Source organism: Pararhizobium mangrovi, assembly GCF_006516965.1.
Classification (GTDB): domain Bacteria; phylum Pseudomonadota; class Alphaproteobacteria; order Rhizobiales; family Rhizobiaceae; genus Pararhizobium_B; species Pararhizobium_B mangrovi.
The window spans coordinates 24,062-39,636 of record NZ_VHLH01000010.1 but is presented as its reverse complement, the minus strand read 5'-3'; the positions used below and the strand labels follow the sequence as shown (position 1 = coordinate 39,636).

Annotated in this window: 16 protein-coding genes and 1 tRNA gene; 10 read left to right on the top strand and 7 right to left on the bottom strand. The window is 64.7% G+C overall.

The genetic code is table 11. The annotated features are described in order from the left end of the window. Nucleotides 1-7: 7 nt before the first annotated feature. The 7 genes from FJU11_RS07090 (at nt 8) to FJU11_RS07060 (ending at nt 5,136) form a co-directional block, all read left to right on the top strand. On the top strand, nt 8-232 hold the full coding sequence (locus FJU11_RS07090; RefSeq protein WP_141166341.1) for a hypothetical protein: 225 nt from the start codon (nt 8-10) through the stop codon (nt 230-232). A 58-nt stretch (nt 233-290) separates the two neighbouring features. Further along, the gene (pufB, locus tag FJU11_RS07085; protein ID WP_141166340.1) at nt 291-521 is read left to right on the top strand and encodes a light-harvesting antenna LH1, beta subunit; all 231 of its coding nucleotides are present in this window, start codon (nt 291-293) and stop codon (nt 519-521) included. Nucleotides 522-531: 10 nt separating this feature from the next. Further along, nucleotides 532-747 carry a light-harvesting antenna LH1, alpha subunit gene (gene pufA, locus FJU11_RS07080; protein ID WP_141166339.1) on the top strand — a complete coding sequence of 72 codons (216 nt, stop codon included), beginning with the start codon at nt 532-534 and terminating at the stop codon, nt 745-747. 114 nt (nt 748-861) lie between these two features. Further along, nucleotides 862-1,713, top strand: a complete 852-nt coding sequence (gene pufL / locus FJU11_RS07075) for a photosynthetic reaction center subunit L (protein WP_141166338.1) — start codon at nt 862-864, stop codon at nt 1,711-1,713. A gap of 4 nt (nt 1,714-1,717) precedes the next feature. Beyond that, nucleotides 1,718-2,701: a photosynthetic reaction center subunit M gene (gene pufM, locus FJU11_RS07070; RefSeq protein ID WP_141166337.1), complete on the top strand. Its 984-nt coding sequence runs from the start codon at nt 1,718-1,720 to the stop codon at nt 2,699-2,701. Further along, nucleotides 2,698-4,440: a photosynthetic reaction center cytochrome PufC gene (gene pufC, locus FJU11_RS07065; RefSeq protein WP_141166336.1), complete on the top strand. Its 1,743-nt coding sequence runs from the start codon at nt 2,698-2,700 to the stop codon at nt 4,438-4,440. The genes pufM and pufC overlap by 4 nt, the downstream gene beginning before the upstream one ends. A gap of 234 nt (nt 4,441-4,674) precedes the next feature. Continuing rightward, nucleotides 4,675-5,136: a metallophosphoesterase family protein gene (locus FJU11_RS07060; protein ID WP_141166335.1), complete on the top strand. Its 462-nt coding sequence runs from the start codon at nt 4,675-4,677 to the stop codon at nt 5,134-5,136. Nucleotides 5,137-5,152: 16 nt separating this feature from the next. On the opposite strand, the gene FJU11_RS07055 is transcribed toward FJU11_RS07060, so the two are convergent. After that, a complete protein-coding gene (locus FJU11_RS07055) occupies nt 5,153-7,141 on the bottom strand; it encodes a putative bifunctional diguanylate cyclase/phosphodiesterase (protein WP_141166334.1) in 1,989 nt (662 codons plus the stop codon). Nucleotides 7,142-7,398: 257 nt separating this feature from the next. Between FJU11_RS07055 and FJU11_RS07050 the strand changes: the two genes are divergently transcribed. Beyond that, nucleotides 7,399-8,442 (top strand): class I SAM-dependent methyltransferase, encoded by a 1,044-nt coding sequence (locus FJU11_RS07050; protein WP_141166333.1) that lies wholly within the window; start codon nt 7,399-7,401, stop codon nt 8,440-8,442. Nucleotides 8,443-8,505: 63 nt separating this feature from the next. Here the strand turns inward: FJU11_RS07050 and nagA are convergent, their stop codons facing one another. Beyond that, nucleotides 8,506-9,687, bottom strand: a complete 1,182-nt coding sequence (gene nagA / locus FJU11_RS07045; protein ID WP_141166332.1) for an N-acetylglucosamine-6-phosphate deacetylase — start codon at nt 9,685-9,687, stop codon at nt 8,506-8,508. Then, on the bottom strand, nt 9,684-10,718 hold the full coding sequence (locus FJU11_RS07040) for an SIS domain-containing protein (protein ID WP_235890869.1): 1,035 nt from the start codon (nt 10,716-10,718) through the stop codon (nt 9,684-9,686). Before FJU11_RS07040 ends, nagA begins: the two co-directional genes overlap by 4 nt. A 342-nt stretch (nt 10,719-11,060) precedes the next feature. Here FJU11_RS07040 and nadC point away from each other — a divergent pair, with 342 nt between their 5' ends. Continuing rightward, on the top strand, nt 11,061-11,924 hold the full coding sequence (gene nadC / locus FJU11_RS07035; RefSeq protein ID WP_141166331.1) for a carboxylating nicotinate-nucleotide diphosphorylase: 864 nt from the start codon (nt 11,061-11,063) through the stop codon (nt 11,922-11,924). Nucleotides 11,925-12,342: 418 nt separating this feature from the next. Here the strand turns inward: nadC and FJU11_RS07030 are convergent. After that, nucleotides 12,343-12,418, bottom strand: a tRNA-Thr gene (locus tag FJU11_RS07030). Nucleotides 12,419-12,565: 147 nt separating this feature from the next. Between FJU11_RS07030 and FJU11_RS07025 the strand changes: the two genes are divergently transcribed. Continuing rightward, complete coding sequence (locus FJU11_RS07025) at nt 12,566-13,339, top strand: NAD kinase (RefSeq protein ID WP_141166330.1); 774 nt, start codon at nt 12,566-12,568, stop codon at nt 13,337-13,339. A 21-nt stretch (nt 13,340-13,360) separates the two neighbouring features. On the opposite strand, the gene ehuA is transcribed toward FJU11_RS07025, so the two are convergent. The 3 genes from ehuA to ehuC are packed head-to-tail and all read right to left on the bottom strand — an operon-like array spanning nt 13,361 to nt 15,537. Beyond that, on the bottom strand, nt 13,361-14,173 hold the full coding sequence (gene ehuA / locus FJU11_RS07020; RefSeq protein WP_141166329.1) for an ectoine/hydroxyectoine ABC transporter ATP-binding protein EhuA: 813 nt from the start codon (nt 14,171-14,173) through the stop codon (nt 13,361-13,363). Further along, the gene (gene ehuD, locus FJU11_RS07015; RefSeq protein ID WP_141166328.1) at nt 14,170-14,862 is read right to left on the bottom strand and encodes an ectoine/hydroxyectoine ABC transporter permease subunit EhuD; all 693 of its coding nucleotides are present in this window, start codon (nt 14,860-14,862) and stop codon (nt 14,170-14,172) included. Before ehuD ends, ehuA begins: the two co-directional genes overlap by 4 nt. Before the next feature lie 3 nt (nt 14,863-14,865). Next, the gene (ehuC, locus tag FJU11_RS07010) at nt 14,866-15,537 is read right to left on the bottom strand and encodes an ectoine/hydroxyectoine ABC transporter permease subunit EhuC (RefSeq protein WP_141166327.1); all 672 of its coding nucleotides are present in this window, start codon (nt 15,535-15,537) and stop codon (nt 14,866-14,868) included. Between the last annotated feature and the right edge of the window lie 38 nt (nt 15,538-15,575).

The window sequence follows — 15,575 nt, the reverse complement described above, 5'->3', positions numbered from 1 at the left end:
ACATGGCATGGCTCGCATGAAGCTTCGATCCTCCGCTTTCGCCGAGGAACGGCGCGAATATCGGCTCCTCTACGCGATATCGTTCCCGCTCTTCGCGGCGACCGCGGCACTGTCGCGGATCCTGCCCGAGCATCTGCGGCCGATGGCGATCGAGAACGGTCATTTCTGGACCGTTCTCGCCGACGCGCGCAACGCCGCGCACTCCGTCCTGCCCTACGCCTTCATGGTCTGATGACCGCGAAGGCGCAGGGCTGACGCTCACCGCCGTTAGTAACCAAGGAGAAGGAGTCATGCCAGACATTCACCACCGGCCCGGAAGCGAGCACATTTCGCTGTCGGGCCTTACCGAAGGAGAAGCGAAGGAGTTCAACAGCCTCTTCGTGACGAGCTTCCTGATCTTCACGGGCGTCGCGATCGTCGCGCACATCCTCGTGTGGATCTGGCGGCCCTGGGGTCAGGGACCGGTAAACCCGCAACAGGTTTCCGAACTCCTGCACCCTCTCCTCACCATGCTGAGCTAGGAGAAAGATCATGTGGCGAGTCTGGATGCTGTTCGATCCGCGCCGCGCGCTGATCGGGCTGTTCACCTTTCTTCTCGTTCTGGCCCTTCTCATCCATTTCATCCTGCTGAGCACCGGCCGGTACAACTGGATCGAGAACCCGCAGCCGGTCGCGAACCAGCAGCAATCGCAGAAGCAGTCGATGGCCATGCCGCCGATCGCTCCGCGCATGGTGCTGCCGGCTTAAGCGCCGTCATCCGGGCGGCCCGCAGGCTTTAAGCGGCGGGCCGCCCGGCACGAGAACGAATTCACGAATGTCACGCGGCCCCGGCCCATGATGCCGGGACGGGAGAAGTGCGCCATGGCCATGCTGTCCTTCGAACGCAAATACCGGGTCGCCGGCGGCAACCTGGTCGGCGGAAGGCTGTTCGATTTCTGGGTGGGAGCGTTCTACGTCGGCTTCTTCGGCGTGACGGCGCTCTTCTTCGCCGCACTCGGCTCGCTGCTTCTCTTCTACGGCGTCTCGCAGGGCGACACGCTGAACATCTTCGCCATGAGCGTGAACCCGCCGCCGCTGCAATACGGGCTGGCGCTGGCGCCGCTCAAGGACGGCGGCACATGGCAGCTCGTGACGATCTGCGCCGTCGGCGCGTTCCTTTCCTGGGCGCTGCGCGAGATCGAGATCTGCCGCAAGCTCGGCATCGGCTGGCACGTGCCGATCGCCTACCTCTTCGCGGTCTTCGCCTTCGTCTCGCTGAACGTCATCCGCCCGCTTCTGCTCGGCGCCTGGGGCCACGGCTTTCCCTACGGCATCCTCAGCCATCTCGACTGGGTTTCGAACGTCGGCTACCAGTTCCTGCACTTCCACTACAATCCGGCGCACATGCTGGCGGTGACGTTCTTCTTCACCACGACGATGTTCCTCGGCCTGCACGCCGGCGTCATCCTCGGCGCGGTGAACCCCGGCAAGAAGGACGAGCCGGTGAAGTTCGGCGAGCACGAGAACGCCTATTTCCGGGACTACATCTACTACTCGGTCGGCCCCTACGGCATCCACCGGCTCGGCACCTTCTTTGCGATCAACGCCGGCTTCTGGAGCGCGATCTGCATCATCATCTCCGGGCCCTTCTGGGATGGCGGCTGGCCGTACTTCTACAATTTCCTGCTGCAACTGCCGCCCTGGATGAGTTCCGTCCAGGGGCTTGGGGGCTGACGCCATGGCAAGCTATTCCACCATCTTCACCAAGACGCAGGTCCGCGGCCCCTACGACGAAGGGGTGCCCGAACAGGCGATCGAAGGCGGACGCATCGGGCCGATGGCGTTCAACTACTGGCTCGGCAAGATCGGCGATCCGCAGCTCGGCCCCACCTATCTCGGCTATTCCGGCCTCGCCTCGATCATATGCGGCTTCATCGCGATCGAGATCATCGGGCTGAACTTCGCCGCGCAGATGGACTGGAACCCGGTCGCCTTCGTGCGCAACCTTCCGTTCCTGGCGATCGAGCCGCCGGCGGCCAAATACGGGCTGAACCCGATGGTTCCGCTCAACGACGGCGGCTGGTGGCTGCTCACCGGCATGTTCCTCACCGCCTCGATCCTCCTGTGGTGGGTGCGCTCCTACACACGCGCCCGTGCGCTCGGCATGGGCACGCACACCTCCTGGGCGTTCGCCTCGGCGATCTTCCTCTACCTCTCGCTCGGCTTCATCCGGCCGGTGCTCATGGGCAACTTTTCCGAAGCGCCGCCCTTCGGCATCGTGCCGCACCTCAACTGGACGGCGTCGATCTCGGTGCTTTACGGCAACTGGTACTACAATCCCTTCCACATGCTCTCGATCGTCTTCCTCTACGGCTCGACGATGCTCTTCGCCATGCATGGCGGCGTCATCCTCGCCGTGTCGAAGTTCGGCGGCGAGCGCGAGGCGGAAGAGATCGTCGATCGCGGAACGGCGGCGGAACGTTCAGCCCTCTTCTGGCGCTGGACCATGGGCTTCAACGCGACCTACGAATCGATCCACCGCTGGGCGTGGTGGTTCGCGGTGCTGACGACCTTCAGCGGCGCCATCGGCGTGCTCCTGACGGGAACGGTCGTCGACAACTGGTACCTTTGGGGCGTCAAGCACGGCATCGCACCCCATTACGAGAACACCTACCCGTCCTTCCAGGTCCCCGCCGACCTCACGCAGGGGATGGTGAAATGAGATACACGCCTTATGCCGCGGTTGGAGCCGGCGTTCTCGTCGCCGTCTTCCTGATCATCGCTCCGCCCTGGCAGATGCCCTGGAACATCCGTTCGACATCCACGGGGCCGGCCGCCGGCGAAATGGTGCAGTTCGACAATGTGAGCCGCGTCCTGCCCTATAGCAGCGTTCCGAAATCTCTGCCCGCGGCCGCGAGCGGCGGTCCTTCGGCTGGCGAAGCCTATCAGAACGTCAAGGTGCTCGGCGACGTCAGCAAGGCCGAGTTCGATCGCACCATGAAGGCGATCACAGCCTGGGTCGCGCCCGACAAGGGCTGCAATTTCTGCCACGTCTCGTCGTCGAACTACGCCTCCGACGACGTCTACACGAAGATCGTCGCGCGCCAGATGCTGGCGATGACGCGCACCATCAACGCCGACTGGCAGAACCATGTCGGACAGACGGGCGTCACCTGCTACACGTGCCATCGCGGACAGAACATGCCGCCCTACCACTGGTACGAGCAGGCCGACGACGATTCGACCGGGCTGCTCGGGCGCATCCCCTCGGCGGAAAACTTCCACTACAACGCACAGACCATCCGGGATTTCTTCCCGACCGCACCTGACGAGATGTGGCTGCTTCAGGACGAGAGCACGAACGCCCAGTCGATGACGCCGATGGCCGGCGACGGCACGCACATGTCGCTGCACGATACCGAGCACCTCTACATCCTGATGATGCAGATGGCGGACGGCATCGGCGTGAACTGTACCTATTGCCACAACTCGCGCGCCTTCGCGGACTGGAGCCAGTCGACGCCATTCCGCCTGATCGGCTGGTACGGAATGCAGCTCGCCCGTGCGCTCAACACGAAGTTCGTGCAGCCGCTCGCCACCGTCATTCCGAAGAGCCAGCTCGGCCATCTCGGCGACCCGGCGAAGATCGATTGCGCGACCTGCCACATCGGCAAGCCCCGCCCCCTCGACGGTGCGAACATGCTCGCCGACTATCCGGCGTTGCAGGGCAACGGCAACGCATCGCCGGTCGTCGAGGCCGACGTGACGCTTCCCGGCGAGAAGACCTTCAAGGATACGACACCGGCGACGCTTCAGATCCCCCGCAATGGACCGGGTGGCCCCGAAGCGCTCCGCCCGTCGCAGACGCCCGGCGTGAACATGAGCACGCCGCCGCTCCTCAACGGTCCGGGGCCGAACGCCGGCAAGGATGCGAGCCAGGCTCCGACGGGAGACATGCTGCCGACGGGTGCGGAACCGCAACCGGGCATCCTCCAGCAGGGTTCGCCGCGTGCCCGCACGAGCGCCGGAACGCCCGCCTACGGCAGGCCGGAAAGGACGCAGCCGGCGATCGGGCAGCCGGGCACCATGCCTTCGCCGTCGGTCAAGATCGAAAACGAAGGCGGCTACCCGAACCTCGAGACGGGTACGCGCAGCGGCACCATGCTGCCACCGCAGGCCGGCACCCGGCGCATTCCGCCACGCAACGTGGCGCCGCGCCTGAAGCCACAGCCGGCCCCGGCAAAAGCGAAGAACGCCGCCTCCAGCGGCGCAGCGACCGATGGCGGCGCTTCGAACCCGCAACAGCCCGGCAGCAATACGCCGGACGGGTCTTCCGGCGGAAACGAGGGCAGCGGGCAATCGAACGGCGGCGACAACGGCAATGGCAACGCACCATCGAGCCCGCCGGCGACGCCGGATAACGGAACGACGAACCCGCAAGTGCAGCCACAGGCTCAGTAAACGACAAAACCATGGCCGGCCGATCTTCGACCGGCCATGGTTTTTTCCCTCTCGGAAGCGACAGACACCTTGAGGATCGGCCGGGCTACGAGTGGCGACCCACCTCGAGAACACGCGACCGGGCCATCGTCATGGAAGGGCTTTCCTCGCCATCCGGTCGGCAGATGCCGATGCAACGCTTTCGCGCTCCCCGGCGTTTGCTTTCGGTGATCCAGCGCGCTTTGCGGAGGGACGATGAAGCTCGGCATCATCTCGGATACCCACGGCCTGCTTCGCCCCGAGGCCGAAGCCGCACTGTCCGGCTGTGACCATATCGTGCATGCCGGCGACATCGGCGATCCCGAAATCATCGAGCGTCTTCGCGCGATCGCCCCGGTCAGTGCCATCGTCGGCAACGTCGATACCGCACCGTGGGCGGACGCCTTTCCGGCAACGCTCGACATCGAACTCGCATCACGCCGGATCCATGTCCTGCACTCTATCGACGATCTCGATCGCGATCCGGAAGCCGAGGGCATCGACGTCGTCGTCTACGGGCATTCGCACAAGCCGGGATACGAACGGCGCGGGGACGTCCTGTTTCTCAATCCCGGCAGTGCCGGTCCGCGCCGGTTCTCGCTGCCCGCGACGCTCGCGCAACTCGACCTCGGAACGGACGACGCCGATCCGACGATCCTTTCGATCCTGAAGGACTGAACGCCGTCCCCTGCCCTCAGGCCTTTCCCGGAACGCGCCGGCGTGCGGCGTACCGTTCGCTGTGGCGCCGACGCGGTTCTCCGATGCCGAAACCCTGGGCGAGATCGACGTCCATATGGTTCAGAAGCTGCTTCTGTTCGCTGGTCTCGACGCCTTCCACAAGCACGCGAATACCCCGGTTGCGCAGGAGCTGGACCATATCCTGCAGCATGCGCACTCCGTGGGCGCTGTGGCAGTCCTGAAGGAAGGCACGGTCGATCTTGACGACGTCGAATTCGAACTGGCGCAGCCAGGCGAGGCCGGCGAAGCCGGTGCCGAAATCGTCGAGCCATATCTGGACGCCGAAACGGCGTAGCTCCTCGACGTTCTTGAGCGCCTGCGCCTCGGCGAAGATATCCATGCCCTCGGTGATCTCGAGCGCCAGCCGGTTCGGCGCGAGGTCGTATCGCGCGACCGTATCGGCCACCTGCAGCGGAAAGCCCGTGGTCGCGAGTTGCACGCCGGAGACGTTGACCGAAATGACCACATCACGCTCGAGCACCGCCAGATCCTCGCAGGCGCATTCGATGATCCACTGACCGAGATCGATGATCGTCCCGTTCTTCTCCGCCTCGGCGATGAAGACGTTCGGGCTGATCATCGTGCCGTCGTAGTCGCTGAGCCGCATCAGCGTCTCGTAGCCGAACAGCTTTCCCGTCCTCAGATCCTCGATCGGCTGGCAGACCGCCGAGACGAGTTGCTTCGAACGGGCTTCCTTGAGGAGATGGGTCAGGTTGTGGGCCGACCGGTCGTCGGCGGCGAACTCCGCATCGAAGACGCTGAACTGCGCCCTGCCCGCGAACTTCGCGGCGTAGAGCGCCCGGTCCGCCTCGTGCAGCAGGCCGTTGAAGTCCGGTCGCGCACCGAGCTTGCTCATCGAGGCGCCGGCACTGATCGTGACGAAGGCGCGCCCGTCGTCGCGCGCGGGATGGACGATCTTCAGCGCCTCCACGGACTGGCAGACGTGCCGTGCGAGATCGACGAGCGCCCCTTCGTCGTTCGCGGTGCAGATGACGATGAACTCCTCGCCGCCATGGCGTCCGGCGACGCCGTCGAACGCTGCGGCCGCCTTCGTCAGGGCGCCGGCGATGCGCAGGAGGCAATCGTCGCCTGCCTGATGGCCGAGGTGATCGTTGAAGCGTTTGAAGAAGTCGATGTCGACGAGGACCATCCCGATCTGCTGCTCGCCGAGAGCGAGCGTCTTCCACATCGCCTGAAAGTCGCGAATGATCGCGCGCCGGTTCTTGAGCCCGGTCAGCGGATCCGTGTTCGCCATTTCGTTGAGCATGCGCCCCTGCTCGATCGCGACCTCCTCCTGAATCCGCGCCTGGAGAGACTGCACGAAGGTCTGGTAGCGCTCGAGCCTCAAACGCATGGAAAGGTAGAGCGAGAGGACGAGGCAGTTCAGGAAGAAGACGACCAGCGTGATCTCGCCGCTCCGGCTCATCTCGACCGAGACGAGCGCGGCGGCGATGAAGAAGACGGTGATCGTCGTCGAGGCGACGAGCGCCAGCCAGACGTTGAAGTTGAAGAACAGGTTCGAACCGAGGACGAACAGGGTTCCGAAAACCAGGAAATACGACAGCGCCACCTGATGGGTGGTGCCGATCGCCTGGTAGAACCAGCCGATGCCGCCGATCACGATCGCCGAGGCGGCGACGATGTGCAGCGACATCTGGCGGACGCCGAGACGAATGCAAAGCTCGATGCCGATCAGGAAGCCCGCGCCGAGCACGAGGCGGGTCGCGATGACGCGTTCGGCGACGTCCGGCAGCAGCAGCCCGTCGAGGATACCGTAGACGATATAGCTGATGACGGCCGCCCAAAGGCCCCAGCGAATGTTGCTTCGGTTGCGCTCCATGTCGCGCTCGCGCAGCATGGCCAGCAACTCGCGGTCCGGTGGTTGCCACCAGAACCGGTCCAGCGCGTTTCGCACCCGCCGCGCAGTATCTTGGCTCACGTCCATCGCGTCGTTTCCACCACCGCGGGCCCGCCGGAACCCGGCGCCGACGCCCGATACCCGTAGAACCCACAGGTATGAACACGCAGTAAAGCAGTTCTCGCCTAAGCCGAAGTAAACGCGGCCGTTCAAAGAATCCCGGCAGCGTAAGCTTTTGCTAAACGGAGCAATTAACTAAAGTTTTACTCGAATTTTTCCAATTGGCCAATCCTGATGTACCTTGATGCGGGCACGCAAGCATGCGTGAGCAAGGGGTAATCGTAATGGCTGAACCAAAATTCGTATCGGACGCCCATAGTCTCATCACCGCCGAATCAATTCACGAGTACGGCGCGGTCCGCGAGGGTATCGTCGACGCCGATGCCTTTCAGGCAAAGGTCGGACAACTGGCACTAATCTTAGAGATCGCTCAACAAGACTTTCGGAAAGGAGCACCGGCGGCTGCCACCGTGGAGCGTCTGGCCTGGGAACTGCATGTCCTGCGCAATGCCTGCAACGGGGCGATGTGGCACGCGCTCATCCCGCTCGCGCAGGACCATCCGGTCGGCGAATATCTGAAGCAGGACCCGTTCACGTGGTGGTCGGCCGAAAAGCCGCGCGGGTATTCGGGCGACGCGAGCCTTCTCGACATCTACTACAAGCATCCCGCCGCGAACGACGTGATCGCGCGGTCGAGCGAACTCGGCCGCGAAATCTATGCCTATACCAGCGATGCGGAGAGCTCGAAGGCTGGCCGGGAGCGACGCAGGATCCTGGCGGAGACCGTCGACGCGACCGCCGCGCGCACCGGTGGTGCCGAGGTTCTGGCGATCGCGTGCGGGCATCTGCGCGAAGCCGAACTGAGCGAAGCGGTGACCGAGGGCACGGTGAAGCGCTGGGTCGCGCTCGACCAGGACCCCGAATCGGTCGCACTCGTGGAACGGGATCATGCGGCCCGCGGCATCACGCCGATCGAAGGTTCCGTGCGCGGCATCCTGCGGCGTGCCTACGATCTCGGCACCTTCGATCTCGTCTACGCCTCCGGCCTCTACGACTACCTCACGCGGCCGATCGGCATTCGCCTTCTGCAGCGCGCGCTGGAGTTCGTGAAGCCGGGCGGCGAGTTTCTCTTCGCCAATTTCAGCGACGAGATCACGACCGATGGCTACATGGAAACCTTCATGGACTGGCCGCTGATCCTGCGCTCGGCCGACGACATGCTCGACATCATAAATGCCGCGGTCGACCGCAACCACGTCGATATCGACGTGTTCTACGGCTCGAACCGGAACATCGTCTACGGCAAGGTGATAAAGCACACCGAGTAGGCTGCTATGGAAAAAGACCGGCGGCATCGATGCCGCCGGTCCCCGTCGAACCGGCGATCGCGCTCAATCGTTTCCGCTTCGGTGCCCGTCGATCCAGACCGACCGGATCGCAAGATCGTCGTCGAGATGAATGAAGGACGCACGGGCGCCTGCGCGCAGGCAACCGAGTTCGCCTTCCATGCCGATTGCCGCTGCCGGATGGGACGAGGCCATGCGAAGCGCCTCTTCGAGCGGAATGCCGATGCGGCGGTGCATGAAGAGCACCGAGGAGAGCATGTCGATATCCGCTCCGGCGAGCGTGCCGTCGGCAAGCGTCAGCCTTCCGTCGCGGCGATAGACCGTACGTCCGTTGATCTCGAAGGTTTCGGCGTCGGTGCCGAGCGGTGCCATGGCATCGCTGACGAGGAAGATCCGCCCCGGCCCGCGCTTTGCCCGAAGCGCGATGCCGATCGCGACGGGATCGACATGGACGCCGTCGGCGATCAGCCCCGTGTGGACGTCGCCGCGGTCGAGCGCATGGCCGACCATGCCGGGCTCCCGGTGCGCGAGCGGGCTCATCGCGTTGAAGAGATGCGTGACCAACTTCGCGCCGGAATCGGCGGCAGTAGCCGCCTCACCGCGCGAGGCATTCGAATGGCCGAGGCTGACATGCACGCCGGCCGCCGTCAGGCGTTCGATCTCGCGCGGCCCGACGGTCTCGGCGGCGACGGTCGTCATCAGCCGGGGCATCGTCGCTGCAGCCGTTTCGAGCGCACGCAGGTCCGCCTCGTCCATCGAGCGGATCAACGAGGGATCGTGGGCCCCCTTGCGAGCCTTGGAAAGGTGCGGGCCTTCGAGGTGGAGGCCGAGAAAACCCGGAACGTCCTCGCGCGCGGCCGCCGCACCGGCTTCGAGCGCGCTACGGGTGATTTCCGGCGTGTCGGTCACGAGGGTCGTCAGGAGCGCCGTCGTGCCGTACCGCGCATGGGCACGGCAGATCGTTGCGATGCCTTCGACATCGGTGCGCTCGTTGAAGAGAACGCCGCCGCCGCCATTGACCTGGAGATCGACGAAACCCGGAACGAGCATGCCGCCTTCGAGCGTGAGCGTGCCGTCTGTTTCTACCGTTCGCGCGTCGCCGCCTCGAAGCGCCCCGACACGGCCCCCAGGCTCGATGTCGAGCGTGGCGTCCTCGTGCCATCGCTCGCCGTCGAAGATGCGCGGTGCGCGAATGCTGCGCCCGGTAAGGTCTTGAGGCGAAGTCATACCGTTTCCGTGACCTTGCGAAGATGCGGCGGCGAATCCGGATCGAGCCCTCGCGAGCGGGCGAGCGCCTCGACGAAACCGTAGAACGAGACGGAAAGCGCGAGCGCGTCGGTCAGCGCGTGCCCCGTTTCGACGAAGGGCAGCCCGGTGCCCGAGGCGATCCGTCCGGTGGTGGCGAAGACCGAGCCGCCCTGCTTTTCGATCCGCGCGAGCGTGTCGACCGCGCTCTCCTCCGCCGCATCGCGCGCGACGAGGCCGAGCACGGGAAACCCTTTACCGACGATCGCGACCGGTCCGTGGAGCACTTCGGCAGCGCTGTAGGCTTCGGCATGCATGCCGCAGGTTTCCTTGAACTTCAACGCAGCCTCTGCAGCGATCGCCGCCGCTGGCCCTCGCCCAAGCACGAAGAGGGAATCACGATGCGAAAGCGCCTCGACGAAGGCCGACCAGTCGCATGCGATCGCCGCTTCGAAATGCTGCGGCAGCGCGGAAAGCGCCTCGAGAAGGCGATCGTCCGCTCGCCAGTGACCGAGGATCGCGAGCCCCGCGACGATGGCCGTGACGAAACTCTTCGTCGCCGCCACGCTCTTTTCCGGTCCCGCCTGAAGCGCGACGTTGCCGTCGCACGCGGCGGCAAGCGGCGAGCCTTCGACGTTCGTCAGCGCGACGGTCGCAGCACCGGCCTCGCGAACGCTTTTCGCCATGGCGACGATGTCCGGGCTCTGGCCGGATTGCGAGACCGCGAGGCAGCCAGCCCGTTCGAGCCGGAGCTTCGCGTGGTAGATCGATGCGATCGACGGGCCGAGCGAGGCGACGGGCACGCCGGCGGTGATCTCGCACGCATATTTCAGGAACGTCGCCGCATGGTCCGACGATCCGCGTGCCACGGTGACGAGCACCGCCGGATCCCGTTCGGCAAGCAGCGCACCGGCTGCGCGCAGGTCGGCGTCGGAGCGCTCCAGCAGGCGCGTGACGGCGGCCGGGATCTCCTCGATCTCGCGACGCATATGGGTCGGGGACGATGCTGTCATGACGATTCCTTCTCACCGAATGCCTGCGAGAACCCAAAGGCGGCGGCGAACGCGAATGCCTCCGCACGTCGCTGTATATTCTTACCGCTGCGATCGCAGGCGGGCTCCGTCAGCCAGGATCCGTGTCGTTGTGGAAGATACCAATAGAAGATCAATTCCGCAGGCGAAAGGCCGTGCGGCAGGCAAGCGGCAACGCAGCCGCCGAATTTTCGCACGAATTCCGCGTTCCGGGTTCAAGGCACGGCCTGCGTGAACCCGATCGTTCGATGTGATAGGCAACGGGCATCTTCCGCGCGAAAACGCCAGTCCCAATCCCGGCAAGCCCACCGCAAAGAGCCATCCATGCCACAGGCCCATCTTCCGTCCCTACCCGCCCCGCTCGTCGAAGCCGCCGTGCGCTCGGCACTTCTCGAAGATCTCGGGCGCGCTGGTGACGTCACGAGTATCGCGACGATCACGCCGCGGGCGACGGCGCGCGGACGCATCGTCTCGCGCGAGCGGCTCGTCGTCTGCGGGCTCGATTTCGTTCGCAGCGCTTTCTTCCAGATGAACCCCGCCATCCGGTTCGCCGCCGAATGCGATGACGGCCGGACCGTCGAGGCCGGCGAGACGATCGCGACGGTCGAGGGGCCGGCGCGCGACGTTCTTTCCGGCGAACGCGTGGCGCTGAACTATCTCTGCCACCTCTCCGCGATCAGCACCTATACCGGTGCGTTCGCCGCGAAGATCGCCCATACCGCGGCGGCGATCTGCTGTACGCGCAAGACCGTGCCCGGCATGCGCGCCTTCCAGAAATACGCCGTGCGCATCGGCGGTGGCATCAATCACCGCTTCGGTCTCGACGACGCGATCCTCATCAAGGACAACCACATCGCCGTGTGCGGCGGGGTGCGCAGCGCCGTGGAACAGGCGAAGGCCTATGCGGGCCACCTCCTTGCCTTGGAGGTCGAGGTGGACACGCTCGAACAGCTCGACGAGGCGCTCGCCGCCGGCGCCGGGGCGATCCTCCTCGACAATTTCACGCCGCAGGATCTTCGCCGTGCCGTCGAGCGCACGGCCGGGCGCGCAAAGCTCGAGGCTTCCGGCGGTATTGCTTTCGACACCGTTGTTCCGGTTGCCGAAACCGGCGTCGACTACATCTCCTCGTCGAAGATCACCATGGCCCCTCCCGCCGTCGACATCGGCTTCGATATCGAAGTGGCGTAGAGCATTTTCCAGCCGGATTGTTCCCGTCCGACGTCGCGAGCTACGCACGAAATAGGGAGATGGAGCGCTGGACCTGATCGATCAGGCCGCCAAGCGCTTCGCAAGAACGGTCCCGGATTCGACCGTCGCGACAACGGCCCTACCTTGAAGTGACGGGTTTACGAATCTCTCGAACGATAGACGGACGGATGAACATTCCGGAAGGAAGGATGGCGCATGAGGCGGCTTGACCAAAAGATCACGCGGGAAACGGCGGGGCTTCCATCGCATGGCCGATGAACACCAATCGACAAGCCGAAAGATCGTCTGGGGCTTCTTTCTGACGGCCTGGGCCGTGGCCGTGATCGGCTTTGTGATCCTGAGCCTGCGCCTGCTTACCTGAAGCGCTGCCGTATCCCGGCGGCTCGGCGAGCGGAAGTGGTGCCCCCGGCAGGAATTGAACCCGCGACCTACCGCTTACAAGGCGGTTGCTCTACCAGCTGAGCTACAAGGGCCCGTCCCGTTTCCTAGAGCATTTCCGGCCGGGGCGAAAGTGCTCCGCGCACGGGAGACGAAAGGTCACGAAAGCGCGGCCGGTTGCGGGATTGTTCGAGCGCACGCGAGAGGCTAAGCAGGACGTGCGCTACGGAGGGGAGCCCTGCATGAAACGCGAGATCAAGTCCCTGTCGTTCATCGCCTCGGGCGGACGGGACGCTCGCGAGGCCGCACGCCACCTCGCCTCGCTCTACGGCAACGCCGCGCCGAGCGAAGCCGACGTCATCGTCGCGCTGGGCGGCGACGGGTTCATGCTGCAGATGCTGCACGAGACGATGAACACGAACCGCCTCGTCTACGGCATGAACCGGGGCTCGGTCGGCTTCCTCATGAACCATTATGCCGAGGAAAACCTGCGCGAGCGCATCGCCGACGCGGTGGAAAACATCATCCGCCCGCTCGAAATGCACGTCGTCGACAGCGAAGGCGAGATCGCCGAATCGCTGGCGATCAACGAGGTGGCGCTGTTTCGCCAGTCCTATCAGGCATGCAAGCTCAGGATCACCGTCGACGGCCAGCAGCGCATGGAGGAGCTGGTCTGCGACGGGGTGATGGTCGCGACGCCTGCCGGCTCCACCGCCTACAATCTCTCCGCCCATGGGCCTATCCTGCCGCTCGATGCGCCGCTGCTCGCCCTCACGCCCGTCAGCGCCTTCCGGCCGCGTCGCTGGCGCGGGGCGCTGCTGCCGAACCGTTCGATCGTCGAGATCGAGGTGCTGGAGCCCGTCAAGCGCCCGGTCAACGCGGTCGCCGACCATACGGAAACGAAATCGGTGCGCTCGGTGCGCATCGCCGAATCGCCGACGGCGACCGCCCGGATCCTTTCCGATCCGAACCACACTTGGGCCGACAGGATCCTCGCCGAACAGTTCATGTATTGATCGTGAGTGGGAACGAGCCGTTTACCCTTCGGCGGACGCCTGCTTCTCGCCCTTCGCCGAATCCGGATCGACGACGGCGCGCAGGAACTCTTTCGTGCGCGCTTCCTTCGGCTCTGAGAAAAGTTCGGACGGCGGACCCTCCTCGCAGATGCGGCCGCGATCGAAGAAGCACACGCGATCGGAGATCTGCCGGGCGAACTGCATCTCGTGCGTGACGAGAAGCATCGTCAGATCGTGCTCTTCGGCGAGGTTGCGGATGACGTTCAGCACTTCGCCGACGAGTTCGGGGTCGAGCGCGGAGGTCGGCTCGTCGAACAACATGATGCGCGGGCGCATGGCGCAGGCCCGCGCGATGCCGACGCGCTGCTGCTGGCCGCCGGAGAGCTGATGGGGATACTTGTCGGCCTGGTCCTGCAGGCCCACCATTTCGAGCAGGCGATCGGCACGCTCGCGCGCTTCCTTCTTGGAAAGCTTGAGCACGCGGATCGGCGCTTCGGTCAGGTTGCGGCGAACCGTCATGTGCGGAAACAGGTTGAACTGCTGGAAGACCATGCCGAGCTTCTCGCGCATGCGATGCATGTGCTTTTCGCTCGCGGCCTGCAGCTTGCCGCCGCGTTCCTCGTGCCATAGCGGCTCGCCATCGACCCACACGACGCCGTCATTGATCGATTCCAGCGTCATGAGGATGCGCAGCACCGTCGACTTGCCCGAGCCCGACGGCCCGATGATCGTCACCTTCTCGCCGGGCGAGACCGAGAAGTCGAGCTCGTTCAGCACGGTGACCGAGCCGAAGCGTTTGACGACCTTGTCGAACTTGATGATCGGTTCGCTCATTTCAGCGGTATCCCTATCTTCGGCAGCTTGAGGTCGAGATAACGCACGCCTGCCGAGGCCAGAATGGTCAGGATGAGGTAGAGACCGCCCACCATGGACAGCGGAATCATGTAGTTGAAGGTCCGGTCGCCGATGATCTTGGCGACGTTCAGCATCTCGAGCACGGTGACGACCGAAAGCACCGGCACGTCCTTCATGATCGAGACGAGGTAGTTGCCGAGTGCGGGGATGACGCGGGGCACCGCCTGCGGCAGCACGATGTGCGTGAAGGTACGTGTCGTCGTCAGGTTCAGCGCGCGGGCAGCCTCGTGCTGGCCGCGGTTCACCGCCTCGAGACCGGCGCGATAGACCTCCGAGGTATAGGCGGAGTACTGCACGCCGAGCGCCAGCGCGCCCGTCAGGAACGCCGGCAGGACGATCCCGTATTCCGGCAGCACGTAGTAGAGGAAGAAAAGCTGCACCAGCAGCGGCGTGTCGCGCACGAACTCGGTGACGACGAGGGCCGGCCACGAGACGATCCGCGTCGGCGCGGCTTTCAGGACGGCGAGCACGAGACCGAGGACCAGCGCGATGAAGAAGCCGAGCACCGTCGCCTCGATGGTGATGACCATGCCTCGAAGCAGGATCGGCAGGATCGAGGCGGCGAAGGCGAGATCGGAACTCGTGTCCCAATGGATGCCGAAAAGCATGACCTACCGCCCCGCCGTCTTCCAGCGCCCGACCGAGCGCTCGGCGATCTTCATGAAGGCGGTCAGCACCAGCGCCATGCCGAAATACATGAAGAGCACCAGCGTATAGACCGTCGTGCTGTCCTGCGTAAAATTGCGGATGTTCTCTGCGCGGAAGGCGAGATCGCCGAGACTGATCAGCGAGACCAGCGCGGTATCCTTCAGGTTCTGCACCGCGAGATTGCCGAAGGTCGGCATCATCTCAGGAACGGCCTGCGGAAGGGCGATGCGCCACATGGCCTGGCGGGGTGTAAAGTTCAGCGCCCTGCCCGCCTCGTACTGGTCCTTCGGCACGGCCTGGATCGCACCGCGCACCACCTCCGCACCGTAGGCGCCGATGTTGAGGCCGAGCGCGAGCACGCCGGCTACGACCGGCGGCAGGCGCAGATCGATACCGATCGCCTGCCCCGCGATGGGAAGCGCGAAATAGAGCCAGAAGAGCTGCACGAGCAGCGAGGTGCCGCGGAAGATCTCGATGTAGCCGATCGAGACACCCTTGATCAGCCAGTTGTTCGAAAGCTTACCGATGCCGAATGCGAAGGCAAGAACGGCACCGAGGATCGTCGAGTAGACCGTCAGCTGGACGGTGACCCATGCCCCTTGCAGAAGGGGCGGCAGATAGCTTGTCCATTCCATGCAGGATACCGTTCCGACGATGGGCAAGTCTGTCGTGA